Origin of the sequence: Calothrix sp. NIES-2098 (genome assembly GCF_963875125.1) — a bacterium.
In the GTDB taxonomy this organism is placed as follows: domain Bacteria; phylum Cyanobacteriota; class Cyanobacteriia; order Cyanobacteriales; family Nostocaceae; genus Aulosira.
Map to the genome: position 1 here is coordinate 1,894,602 of NZ_CAWNKJ010000001.1, position 13,246 is coordinate 1,907,847.

10 protein-coding genes are annotated in these 13,246 nt (G+C 40.1%); 6 read left to right on the plus strand and 4 right to left on the minus strand.

The features are described 5' to 3' along the window. The first annotated feature begins 4 nt into the window (after positions 1–4). The 4 genes from AACU33_RS07990 (at position 5) to AACU33_RS08005 (ending at position 3,991) form a co-directional block, all read left to right on the plus strand. On the plus strand, positions 5–301 hold the full coding sequence (locus AACU33_RS07990; protein ID WP_096588004.1) for a DUF7734 family protein: 297 nt from the start codon (positions 5–7) through the stop codon (positions 299–301). A 50-nt stretch (positions 302–351) separates the two neighbouring features. Continuing rightward, complete coding sequence (gene cbiD / locus AACU33_RS07995) at positions 352–1,473, plus strand: cobalt-precorrin-5B (C(1))-methyltransferase CbiD (protein WP_339375843.1); 1,122 nt, start codon at positions 352–354, stop codon at positions 1,471–1,473. Positions 1,474–1,705: 232 nt separating this feature from the next. Then, positions 1,706–3,328: a glutamine-hydrolyzing GMP synthase gene (guaA, locus tag AACU33_RS08000; protein WP_096588005.1), complete on the plus strand. Its 1,623-nt coding sequence runs from the start codon at positions 1,706–1,708 to the stop codon at positions 3,326–3,328. Between the two features lie 99 nt (positions 3,329–3,427). Further along, positions 3,428–3,991 (plus strand): GNAT family N-acetyltransferase, encoded by a 564-nt coding sequence (locus AACU33_RS08005; RefSeq protein WP_096588006.1) that lies wholly within the window; start codon positions 3,428–3,430, stop codon positions 3,989–3,991. A gap of 6 nt (positions 3,992–3,997) precedes the next feature. Here AACU33_RS08005 and AACU33_RS08010 read toward each other — a convergent pair whose 3' ends face one another. After that, positions 3,998–4,900 (minus strand): cation diffusion facilitator family transporter, encoded by a 903-nt coding sequence (locus AACU33_RS08010; protein WP_096588007.1) that lies wholly within the window; start codon positions 4,898–4,900, stop codon positions 3,998–4,000. Positions 4,901–5,601: 701 nt separating this feature from the next. Here AACU33_RS08010 and AACU33_RS08015 point away from each other — a divergent pair. Next, a complete protein-coding gene (locus AACU33_RS08015) occupies positions 5,602–7,752 on the plus strand; it encodes a malectin domain-containing carbohydrate-binding protein (RefSeq protein ID WP_096588008.1) in 2,151 nt (716 codons plus the stop codon). A 93-nt stretch (positions 7,753–7,845) separates the two neighbouring features. Here AACU33_RS08015 and AACU33_RS08020 read toward each other — a convergent pair whose 3' ends face one another. Next, positions 7,846–8,373, minus strand: coding sequence for an SH3 domain-containing protein (locus AACU33_RS08020; RefSeq protein ID WP_096588009.1), 528 nt, complete (start codon positions 8,371–8,373; stop codon positions 7,846–7,848). Positions 8,374–9,228: 855 nt separating this feature from the next. Between AACU33_RS08020 and AACU33_RS08025 the strand changes: the two genes are divergently transcribed. Next, positions 9,229–10,395 (plus strand): pyridoxal phosphate-dependent aminotransferase, encoded by a 1,167-nt coding sequence (locus tag AACU33_RS08025; protein ID WP_096588010.1) that lies wholly within the window; start codon positions 9,229–9,231, stop codon positions 10,393–10,395. A gap of 80 nt (positions 10,396–10,475) precedes the next feature. Here AACU33_RS08025 and AACU33_RS08030 read toward each other — a convergent pair whose 3' ends face one another. Together AACU33_RS08030 and AACU33_RS08035 are read right to left on the minus strand one after the other, a co-directional pair. Beyond that, the gene (locus tag AACU33_RS08030) at positions 10,476–11,663 is read right to left on the minus strand and encodes a tetratricopeptide repeat protein (protein ID WP_096588011.1); all 1,188 of its coding nucleotides are present in this window, start codon (positions 11,661–11,663) and stop codon (positions 10,476–10,478) included. Positions 11,664–11,836: 173 nt separating this feature from the next. After that, complete coding sequence (locus tag AACU33_RS08035) at positions 11,837–12,406, minus strand: pentapeptide repeat-containing protein (protein WP_096588012.1); 570 nt, start codon at positions 12,404–12,406, stop codon at positions 11,837–11,839. Positions 12,407–13,246 lie beyond the last annotated feature (840 nt).

A 13,246-nucleotide genomic window follows, 5' to 3' on the forward strand; every position in this document is an offset into this window, starting at 1 on the left:
GACAATGAACTCTATTGGTAAGCGACTGGAACAATACACTGCCAAACGCCCCCAAGAAGTTTTACTAGTAAATGTGGAAATTGATCGTGAAGAAGATACAATTGCCATATTTAAAGGCTTTTCTAGTTCGCTAATGCGCCCAACAGCATTCGATCCAGATGTACCCGTGCTACCAGATGGAGCTAAAATTCTCAGCATCGATCGCGTAGCTACTCCTTACAATCCGGAAGCACCTCGTTATATCCAACAAGGACTCTTGTGGGAAGAGATGCAAGCTCTATTATCAGAGTTAGGTGTTTAATTAAAGCATGGTGCAGGGGAGATGAATAAATAACAAATGACAAATCACAAATGACAATTTCGCGTTCTGGATACACTCTCCCCGTTTTTGCCTGCGCTGCTGCTGTTGCAGCTTTACACTGGTTGCGTCATCGTCAACCCTTAACAGAAGTAGCAGTAGATTTAATTGAACCAGCTCAAATCGCTGAAATCACGATTGAACAGGTAGCAGGCTTATCTGAGAATAGTGCTTTGGCAATTACCCGCAGCGAGCCTGGTGATAATCTCGATCTGACTAAGAATACGCCGATTTGGGCGCTGGTGGAATGGGAACAGGGAGAAGGGGAAGCAGTAGTTATTCAAGGCGGCGAAGGAATTGGTAAGCAGGAGAATGGTGAGGGGAAAGCGGCTATTTACGCTTATGCTCAAAGGCTATTGCAAGAAAACTTGCGGCGATCGCTTGCACCAAATGAAAGAATTAGGGTAACAATTATTTTACCTGCCGGGCGATCGCTGGCTGTTCGTACTTCTAATGCCGCTTTTGGGGTGGTTGAAGGGCTTTCGCTTCTGGGAACTACGGGAATTTCCCAACCCTTAAGTACGCCAGAACAACTCACTGCTTTCCGTGCTGATTTAGAACAGAAAGCCAGTAAATTTGACAGCTTGGTATTTTGTATTGGTGAGAATGGCTTAGATTTAGCGCAGAAAATCGGTATTAATCCCGAACGATTAGTCAAAACTGCTAACTGGTTAGGGCCGATGTTAGTAGCAGCTGATGTTTTGGGTGTTAAAGAAATCTTATTGTTTGGGTATCATGGCAAACTCATGAAATTAGCAGGGGGAATTTTTCATACCCATCATCATCTTGCTGATGGGCGTCGAGAAATTCTCGCCACTTACTGTAGTTTAGCTGGGTTAAAGCAGCCAGATATCCAAGTAGTGTTTGATAGTCCCACAGCTGAAGCTGCACTTACATACCTGAGATCGCTAGATGCTAATACTGGCAGTGATTGGGTAAATCAAGTTTACAGTGCGATCGCCCAAGCTATTGACACTCGTTCCCAAGAATATATCCAAAGCCACAGCAATAGAGGTGCAGCTGCTACAGTCTGTGGTTCAGTGCTTTTTGACCGCGATCGCAAAATTATCGTAAAGAGCAAAACTGCTTGTATGTTATCCGGAAAATTATGTTAATTTAATATGAATAATCATAAATAATCCAAATAAATAACTTTTTCAGTAGCGGAACTAGGGTAATTTTGTCTTTTTAATACCATGCCAGATCCATAGGCTAGACAGGCGCGTTTCATTCAGCGCGTTTGTAGGGGATTTATTTACCATTACTCACCTAATTAAGGTAGAGTTAATGGCTTCACTTAGACCATAGAGCGACGATTTATCCTAACAGACACACTCTCTTGCCATCATGAATACAGCGGTGACTCTACTAACTGAACAATCACCCCAAACCACTGACAATTGGGGACAGCTTAATCGCCAAATCATTGTGATCCTGGACTTTGGTTCTCAGTATTCCGAACTAATTGCTCGACGCATCCGCGAGACTCAAGTATACTCAGAAGTCCTGTCCTATCGTACGACAGCTGAACATTTACGGCAACTAAATCCCAAAGGAATTATCCTCTCTGGTGGCCCGAGTTCTGTTTATGGAGATAGCGCGCCCCATTGTGACCCAGAAATTTGGAATTTGGGAATTCCAATTTTGGGCGTGTGCTATGGTATGCAACTGATGGTGAATCAGTTAGGTGGGGAAGTTGCCAAGGCCGATCGCGGTGAGTATGGAAAAGCATCATTATATATAGACGATCCCACAGACTTGCTGACTAACGTCGAAGATGGCACGACAATGTGGATGAGTCACGGCGACTCTGTAACAAAAATGCCACCAGGTTTTGAATTACTAGCACATACAGAAAATACTCCTTGTGCGGCAATTGCCGACCATGAGAAAAAACTTTATGGCGTACAGTTCCATCCAGAAGTAGTACATTCTCAGGGCGGCTTGGCATTAATTCGTAACTTTGTTTACCATATCTGTGACTGCGAACCTACCTGGACGACAGCTGCTTTTGTGGAAGAATCAGTCCGGGAAATTCGCGCCAGAGTTGGTGATAAGCGGGTATTGTTAGCGCTGTCTGGTGGCGTAGATTCTTCTACCTTGGCGTTTTTATTACATAAAGCCATTGGCGATCAGCTAACTTGTGTATTTATCGATCAAGGCTTTATGCGGAAGTATGAGCCAGAAAGATTGGTGAAGCTATTCCAAGAGCAGTTTCATATTCCAGTAGAGTATGTAAATGCCCGCGATCGCTTTTTAGCAACAATTGCTGGCGTTACAGATCCCGAAGAAAAACGTCGCCGCATCGGTCACGAATTCATCCGTGTATTTGAAGAAACATCCAAACGCTTAGGTCATTTTGATTATCTCGCTCAAGGTACGCTGTATCCAGACGTGATCGAATCAGCAGATACCAACGTCGATCCCCAAACTGGCGAACGAGTCGCGGTGAAAATCAAGAGTCATCACAACGTTGGTGGATTGCCCAAAGACCTACGATTTAAACTAGTTGAACCATTACGGAAACTGTTTAAAGATGAAGTCCGCAAAGTTGGACGTTCGATTGGCTTACCAGAAGAAATCGTACAACGTCAACCTTTCCCCGGCCCTGGTTTGGCGATTCGCATTCTCGGTGAAGTCACAGCAGACAGATTGAACATACTCCGCGATGCTGATTTGATTGTTCGCCAAGAAATTAACCAACGTGGCTTGTACCACGATGTTTGGCAAGCATTCGCCGTGTTGCTACCGATTCGCAGTGTAGGTGTAATGGGCGATCAACGTACCTACGCTTACCCCATTGTTTTACGGATTGTCACCAGCGAAGATGGTATGACTGCTGACTGGGCGCGCGTACCTTATGATGTGTTGGAAGTAATTTCTAACCGGATTGTCAATGAGGTGAAAGGTGTAAATCGCGTAGTTTACGATATTACCTCCAAGCCACCTGGAACGATAGAATGGGAATAGTTGTATTTTGAATGAACAATTGCGAGTTATGAGTTTGAAGTTGCAAAAACTAAAAACTCATAACTCTTTTTTATGGTTGAATTTTAGCTACATTCAGCAATGTCGATAAATGCTGCTTTCCAAAATTTTCCGCAACTGACGACTGAAAATTTAATCTTGCGGGAAACAACACTAAATGACACGCCAGCAGTTTTTCAGATTTTTGCAGATGATGCAGTAACTAAGTATCATGACGTAGAAACTGCTACCAATATAGAACAAGCTCAGTTTCTGATTCAGAGGCGTGCAGAACGCTTTCAGAATCAACAGGCTATCCGTTGGGGAATAGCGAGGAAAGAGGACAATGCGATCGTTGGTTCCTGTGGCTATAGCATAAGAAACCGCTTTCAGGCTGAAATTGGATATGAACTTGCTAGAGATTATTGGCGAAAAGGTTTGATGACAGAAGCCTTAAGCGCTATTATTCAATGGGGTTTTGAACAATTAGATTTAAATCGAATTGAAGCCTTTGTAATGCTAGAGAATAATGCTTCTATTCAATTGTTAAAAAAATTGCAATTTGTCGAAGAAGGAGTATTGAGAGAATATGGCTTTTGGAAAGGAAGATTCCACGATCTAAAGATATTCTCTTTATTAAAAAAAGACTATAGCCATCTTATTTGAGTTGCCCTATTTTGAGCCAGATTCAAAGGTAATTTTCTCAGACTGGTAAGCTGGGGGTTCTACATGAATGAGAATCCTAACAGGCCGGAAACGTTCTTCTAGTTGGTTTTCCACTTCTTCAGTGATGCGATGGGCGGTTTCTACATCTGTTGCATCTACAATTAAATGCATTTCAATAAAAACTTGACGGCCTAGAACTCCACGAGAAGCAATGTCATGACAGTTAACTACTCCCGGAACAGAAAGCGCGATCGCATTAATCGCTTCTGGTGCGATCGCCATTTCATCTACTAGTGAAGGTAAATTCGCTTTTAAAACTGACCAACCACTCCAAAATACCAACAAAGCAACCGGGAAAGCTAAAACTACATCCAGCCATTGATAACCTAGCCACACGCCAACCAAGCCGCCAATTACCGTAATTGTCACCCACACATCACTCATCGTATGGGTAGCATCAGCAATCAAAATTGGGCTACCTACTCTTTTTCCTACACTCCGTTCGTAAAAAGTCACAAAAATATTCACACCCAGTACAATTAGTAACAGCCACAATTCTGGTGCTGATATTTTTACAGGATGACCGCCTTTAAGAATTCTTTCGATTGCTCCTTGGAGAATTTCAAAACAAGCTATCCCTAAAAATGCAGAAATGCCCAAAGCACCCACAGCTTCAAATTTTTGATGTCCGTAGGGATGTTCGCGATCGGGGTGTGGGGAAGAAAATTTACTAGTAATCAATCCTAAAACATTGTTGGCGCTATCTGTGACGCTGTGTAAAGCATCCGCCAACAAGCTAAGAGAACCTGTTGAGTAACCTACAACTGCTTTCAATGCCATGACAAACAGGTTTAATAGTAGGGTGATAATTAGAACCTTGCGTACCACCGCGCGGTTATCGTAAGTCATAAATAATTTCTAACATTCAGTAATCGGGTTTTAATTTAATCTCAAAACCCAAATAATACTTATCAAAGTATTAGCTTAGATGCAATACATCTCTCTAAAGACTAAAATTTTTCCTATTAAGTTATTGCAATTATTTATAATTAATATTTTTTCAAAGCTTATTCTGTTTGAGAAACTAAATTTTTGCTAAATGCAGATTTTTAGCATTAAATGACTTCTATTACTTTTTCAAAAGCAAAATAAAATTTTAGAAATATCCTTTGTTTATCTCTCAAGCAAGAAAAAAGACTATCTATACTTTGAATTTTAGACAAAATCATCTGTGCAGCAATTTCTAGCTAATTACCGCAGATATTGCATCATTTATTTGTTGCGACAGTATATAAAATGGCGGTTTAATATTATGCTATTACCCTGATAAAAGCGGTTAATTCTTGTCTTTCTTTCGGTAGATTTTCACAGAATTCATAAAATACTGTTCTTGGCTTTACTAAAAATATACAGTTCCTTTATATTGTCAATAGTATTTATCAAGAAGATTTAATATTATCAAAATATTTCATTAAGGAAGCCAAAAAGCTTTGTAGCTTATAATACACCTACAAGTTCAAGACCACACTCTTAGCGTGGTCTTTGAGCTGTTCAGTATTGTTTACTTTGCTAGAAAGCTTAGTGGCAAGGACAAAATCTATCAGGACAATATGTTATCACAGCCGACTATCAGAATTAACGCTGGTGGAGATACCTATACAGACCTCTCCGGCAACGTCTGGGCTAAGGACGCTAATTTTACTAGTAGCAATACTTACGCTACAAACAAAACTATTGGTGGTACCAGCAACCCACTACTCTATCAAACAGAACGTTGGGGAGATCAATTTTCTTACAATATCCCCATATCTAGTGGTACTTACAAAGTAAATCTAGATTTTGCTGAGATTTACTGGTCTAGTCCAGGACAACGAATTTTTGATGTGAATATTGAGGGTGCATCTGTTATCAAAAACCTGGATATCGTTGCTGAGGCCGGGGTAAATACGGCACTGAGAAAATCAGCAGACGTTCAGGTGACAGATGGGATACTCAATATAGACTTTAAGGCTAGTGTAGACAATGCAAAAGTTTCCGATATTGAAGTGATTCCTATCTCGCAGCCAACACAACCAGAATCAAAGATTCGCGTAGAAGCAGAAAATATGACTCTAACGAACTACTATGCTGAGTCGAACAGTATAGCTTCTGGTGGAAATGTCGTTAGTCTTTTGGGTACTGCTGCTGCAACTGGTATAGCTACCACTAAATTTAATGGTGCTGCTGGTAATTATAATGTCGTGGTTGGTTACTATGATGAGAACGACGGATCTGGTAATTTCGCCGTAAATATTGGCGGTAAGCCGATAGATGCATGGACTCTAAATCAGGATCTGGGTAGTAATGTAGCCACCACTGAGACTTTTGTACATCGAACTATTGCGACTGGACTAGCACTCAACCCTGGAGATGTAATCGAGATCAAAGGTACACAGAACCAGCAAGAGTACGCCAGATTTGATTACATTGAATTTCTTTCCTCTAACCAAACAGACTCGACACCACCAACGGCAAGTTTATCTGCTGCAAATATCAGTACTAATGGTGGTACAAGTCAAAACTTGACAGTAACCTATACCGATAATGTCGGAGTCAAGGTGTCTACCTTGGATTCTCAGGATATTTTAGTCACGGGCCCTAATGGAATTAAGCCCTCTGTGAAATTAGTAAGCGTGAATACCAACAGCAATGGTACACCGCGAACCGCAACTTACCAAATAACTGCACCTGGTGGTAGCTGGGATGCAGCTGATAACGGCACTTACACTGTGTCAGTACAGGCTAATCAAGTTAGCGACATCAATAACAACTATCTCCAAAGCGGTGCTTTAGGATCATTCACAGTCAACATCAAATCCGGGAATTCTTTAACGACTCCAGGTATTTGGGATTCGGCTCCAAAAATGCCTATATCCCTAGGTGAAGTGAGTTCGGGAATGATTAACGGCATACTTTATGTTATTGGTGAAGCTAACAATGCCACCCTTGCTTACAATGTGACCGCTGGAACCTGGAGTAATGTAGCTGTCAGACCATATGTGGGCAATCACCACGCAGCAGAAGTTTTCAATGGAAAACTCTATCTACTTGGAGGATTGGGTGGTGGTGCCAATGGTAAGGTACAAATCTACGATCCAACCACTAATAAGTGGAGTTTAGGTGCTGATATGCCTTTTGCCGCAGGTTCTAGTTCCTCTGCTGTAATCAGTGGGGAAATATATGTGGCTGGTGGAATTGTTAGCTCCGCTACTACTAATAAAGTAGCTAAATACAATCCTACAACTAATACTTGGACGATGCTAGCACCGATGAAACAGGGTCTTAATCACTCAGCATCTGGTACGGATGGGAGTAAGTTATATGTTTTTGGCGGTCGTGATGGCGGGAATGATGTATCCAATGGATTTGATACTGTGGAAATCTACGACCCTGCTACTAACACTTGGGTTTCTAGTTTAGATTCTGGCTCATCGCTCAAGCCTTTGCCTCAAGAACGCGGTGGTACGGGGAAAGCTGCTTATCTTAACGGTGAGTTCTATGTAATGGGCGGCGAAACTGGGAATGGTGCGGGTGCAACTAGCGCTTATGTTTACAATCGCGTCGATATTTACAATCCAAAAACTAATACTTGGCGAGTTGGTACGCCTATGCCAACTGCTAGGCATGGTATTTTTCCTGTAGTGTATGGTGGAGAAATTTGGGTTGCAGGTGGAGGTTTGAATTCCGGATACGGAAACTCTAATGTATTTGAGGTGTTCTAAAGCTAGTTAGGATTTGATAAAAAGGCGATCGCTAAAATAAACAAAAATTCCCGACTTCTTCAATAAGCCGGGAATTTGACTTTAAGTACGATATCAAGAACAACTGGTAAGGGCGGCACCACATTGATCTTCTCTTACCAACCAACCCTTAATACCTTTATATTCCACTAGCGCCCATCCTCCTTGACAGCCTAATAATTGAACGTTGGTATTTGGGGGAATTTTTACTATTACTTGGCTGGTTTGATTAGTCTTGGCATAAAGTTTTACCCCATTAGTACCATAGCCTCGTGTTGATAAACCTAATTTTGGCAAAGATACCCAGCCAGTTCCTTTAAAACCGCCACTAGCATTAGTAACTTTTGCCCAATTTGGTACAGTAGCAACAACCTGAACAGTATCGTTAACAGGCACTTGTCCTAAAATTTTATTCTGGGTACTGGCTCCACTCCGCACATTTAAAGCTTGCCCAGATGAGACATTAACATAAGCATAAATATTACATTTTTGAGGATTTTTTGTTTTTGCTAAGACTATTTGATTAGCTAGACCAGTGTTGATAGTTACACTAGTACATATAAGTGCTAGTCCTGTAGCTAGCTTTAATGCTTGATTCTTCACTTTATTTGTCCTAATCCGTTTCGGTTTTAGGACACCAATATTAACACTGGTATCCTATTTATAGCTCACATATTAACCGATTGAGTTACATTCTAATTTAAATGGGACTTTTGAAAACAGATTCAATATATATTAATTTAATTTATATTATTAATATTTATTTTATGGTAGAAAATGCAATATAATCATCTACTTTTAGCAAAAATTATTATGTTAAATTATATAGGGCTAATTTAAGCCAAATCAAATATTTGTCAATTTTTATTAATTACTATGAACGTTCAGATACAAGCAATATCAGAACTCATAAATCAACAAATTATCAGTATTTCCAATAATAGCATTTTTGAATTATAACAAGACAAAATCATTAGTTTATTTAAATCATATGGTGTATTGGTCTTGAGAAGATTTAGCGCGAACACAGAAATATTTCGAGAGTTTAGCAACTTATTGAGTACTGATTTTATTGATGATACTGGAGGAGCATTTAATAGAAGAATCATTAATGGTTATAAGACAGTTTTAAGCGTCAATGATTTTAATTCGGAGATGAAACTGCATGGAGAAATGTACTATCAGAAAAATGTGCACCAGCTTTTTCTTTGTAAGGTGAATCAATCGATTTGATATTTTACTGCCCTAACTGCTTGCGATAGCATTTGATAAAAACCGATACCAAAGAATGTTAGGGAATTTTAACTGGTACAAATATTTACCAGCTAAACGATCGCAAAAATCATGAGATACTAGAATTCCCTAAATAAACTGACTAAGGAATTCTAAAAACAGAATTCTCGATCGAGATTGTGGGATATTGTTAAATAGATTAAAGATTCGCCAAATAAATTTAGAATGAAGCTGGCAGCACGAGTAAGTCAGGTAACGCCCTCTTTAACCTTAGCGATCGCAGCTAAAGCTAAGGCAATGAAAGCAGAGGGTGTGGACGTTTGTAGTTTTAGCGCTGGTGAACCGGATTTTGATACCCCAGCGCATATTAAAGCAGCAGCAGTAAAAGCTTTGGATGAAGGCAAAACCAAATATGGCCCGGCCGCCGGAGAACCAAAGTTAAGGGAAGCGATCGCCCGTAAGCTCAAAGCTGACAATGGTCTAGATTATAAGGCAGAAAATGTCATCGTCACCAACGGCGGCAAACATTCTCTGTACAACTTAATCGTCGCCCTCATAGATCCGGGGGATGAAGTAATTATCCCGGCTCCCTACTGGCTCAGTTATCCGGAGATGGTAACTTTAGTAGGTGGAGTCTCAGTAATTGTCCCCACAGATGCTTCTACAGGTTATAAAATTACTCCCGAACAACTGCGAAAATCAATTACGCCAAAAACTAAGCTATTTATCCTCAACTCGCCATCTAACCCTACAGGAATGGTGTACACCCCAGAGGAAATTAAAGCGCTAGCAGAGGTAGTTGTTGATGCAGATATCTTTGTTGTCTCTGACGAAATTTACGAGAAGATTCTCTACGATGGTGCAGAGCATATTAGCATTGGTTCTCTAGGGAAGGAAATTTTTGACCGTACCTTAATTAGCAACGGGTTTGCGAAAGCTTATTCGATGACAGGCTGGCGGATTGGCTATTTAGCAGGTCCAGTGGAAATTATTAAAGCCACAAGTACCATTCAAGGGCATAGTACATCTAACGTGTGTACCTTTGCGCAATATGGCGCGATCGCAGCTTTGGAAAGTTCCCAAGATTGTGTAGAAGAAATGCGCCAAGCCTTCGCCAAACGCCGACAGGTGATGCTAGACAGACTCAACGCCATCCCCGGATTGAGTTGTCCGAAACCAGATGGTGCTTTTTATCTTTTCCCTGACATCAGCAAAACAGGCCTAAAATCTCTAGAATTTTGTGATGCGCTGATTGAAGAACATCAAGTAGCAGTCATTCCCGGAATTGCCTTTGGTGCTGATAGCAACATCCGCCTTTCCTACGCTACGGATATGGCGACTATTGAAAAGGGAATGGATAGATTAGAGAAGTTTGTGAGATCTAGGATTTAGTATCATTGGGCATGGGGCATTGGAAATTTGTCATTTCTCCCCACCCTCTCCCACACTTCCCACACTCCCTCATCCTTTACTCACATCAACCCCATCTCTTGCAAACCCTGACGGAGTCTTTGTGCTTCTTCGGGGTTTTGCTGTTGGTGTAGAGCGATCGCATTTTTAAAAGCTGTTAAACTAGCTGGAACATTCCCGACTTTTAGCTGCACTACCCCTAAATTTTGATAAGCTTCTGCATAGCTGGGGTTTAATTTGATGGCTTTTTGGTAACAAGCGATCGCATCTGTAAATAAACCCATAGCTTTGAGTGTCATTCCCAAATTGTAATGTCCGGTAGCAAAATTAGGGTCAATTCTTAAAGTTGTTTCATAAGCTTTTCTAGCATTTTTTAAATCTCCTGCGGCTTTGAGTAAGTTACCGAGATTGTTATATGCTCCCAATTTTAAAATAGGATAAATAGGTAACTTAATTGCAGTTTGGTAGTGAACGCTAGCTTGTTGGGGATTTTGTAATTTACTGTAAGCAATGCCTAAATGGTAATGAAGTTCGTATAAAATGTCGTAGTTTTCTTGGCTAGTTCTCACTCCTCTTTTTAGCAGTTCTATCCCTTCCTTAATTTTCCCGGTCTGTACATATAAAGCTCCCAACTTACTACAAACATAAGGATCGTAAGGATGTTCGGCAATAAATTTTTCCATTGCTGCTTGGGCTTTAGCATATTTATTACCTTGCGCGATCGCATTTTTTTGATATCCTTTGTGCAGAATTGCTACTCCTTGCAAATAGCCGATTTGCCAGTGAGGTTCTTTGGTTAAAATTGCCGCGACGCTATCATCAACTAAAGCATGATAAGGACGAGAAAAGCGAATTTCTGGGTGATTGCGGAAAAGTCTAGAAACCAAAGAATAAGGAGACTGTTCTGCACCTATCTCATGACGCACCAAGTTGAGCAAAAGATATTCTTCACTTTGAATTGTTGAGCGTATCTGTGGTTTAATTTCTGGCGTTAGTGTCTCATCTGCATCTAACACCAAAATCCAATCACCTGTAACATATTTTAAAGCTTCATTGCGAGCCGTACTAAAGTTATTGTTCCATTGATAGTGATGTACTTTTGCACCGTATCCTGTAGCGATTTCTGGAGTGCGATCGCTAGAACCTGTATCTAAAACAACAATTTCATCTACGACATCTTTCACACTGCTGAGACATTTAGGCAGTGTCGCTGCTTCGTTTTTCACAATCATGCACAGGCTCAAGTTCATAATTACAGCAGTCTAATGATTTTAGAATTTTGGCATATCTTTCTATCGACTGGGTAATTTTGAGCGCTTGTTTGTAAACGATACTCCTTGGAGAATAATACTAGTATAGTGAAGTGCGATCGCTTGGTTAATCAGATAAATGCTATTGGTAATTGTTAGCATTAAGCGGGTATTTACTGATGGATAAACCCATCAGGCATAATTGTTCCTGTCATAAATGTTTCACTCATATCTGTGGCATTGAGGTTCGCCCCAGTCAAGTTTGCTTCACTCAGATTTGCTTCACTTAAGTCAGCCCCACTTAAATCTGCCCACTGCAAATCTGCTTTCCACATCCTGACTCCACCCATCTTTGCCCCACTCAAATTAGCACCCTGCAAATTCGCGGCGCTAAGTGATGCCATATGCAAATTCGCATCACACAAGTCTGCATCATTGAGACACGCACCGCTGAGATCCGACTCATTCAAGTTAGCTGTTGTCAGCGCAGCTTGGCGTAAGTCAGCCCCACTCAGAATGACTTCAGATAAATTTGCCCTATGTAGTTTCGCGCCTCTAAGATTTGCTTGACTCAAATTAGCCCCACTCAAGGATGCGCCTGTAAGGTTGGCACCTTGGAGGTTAACTCTACCAAAGTCTACACCACCTAAGTTAGCTCCTCGCAAATCTGCTTCTGGCAATTCTATGCCGTTAAAGCTTCTTTCTCCGGCTGCATATCTAGTTAGAAGTTCTTTGACATCCATAATTTTTGATTTGGCAGTGATTTAGTGTTAATACTTAAGTATTTTGTTGCAAACATTTCACTAAGCAACAAAGTAAAGTTAAACACGCAGTAGAAATAACAGAATTATTCGTGCTGAGATAAATTACAAAATCGTTGAGAGATAAGCAATTTAGGCTAATTTAATTGATGTATTGAGCCAAAGATACTAGGCGTTAAGATTGAGGATAAATAATTTAAGTAAAGCAATCGTAACATTGAGTAAATATCTTGACGGCTACTAACTTTTAGAAATACGAAGAAGGCAGGCAATGTTGTCAACTAAGTTAACGGTTATTAATCAGCGCTTCTCATGGTTAGTTAACAATTATGTGTTAACTGAATAATAGCATTCAACAACCCTCAAAGATTAACTAAGCTAGAAGATAAAACTTAATATAATCATGCTGTAATTTAATGCAATATTCTGTAAAATTTCCATTTTCATCAATCAAATATACAAAATTATTAAATACGCTTGACAAATAAATTATTTATTGATTTGTACATCATGAAATGTTTTTAATAGCAGAAATTTATTTATAAGAGCCTTGTTAAATCAATGTTGATAAATATCTAGAAATAAATATGTAGGACTCCTATCTAATTTTTGAACTTACAAATTAGAGTTAGGTAATAGAGAAAACACAAAAAGATCGCCAACTTATTGTAGACACCCGTAGGATGGCTTCCCGAAGGGTAGAAGTCACAGACTTAGTCTCTCGATGTTTGCAAATCAAATAGTATTGCTATAAAACTCATATTTGATTTCTGAAATATATGTAGTGGATAATGCCCTACCTACTAGAAGGATAAGTAAGTA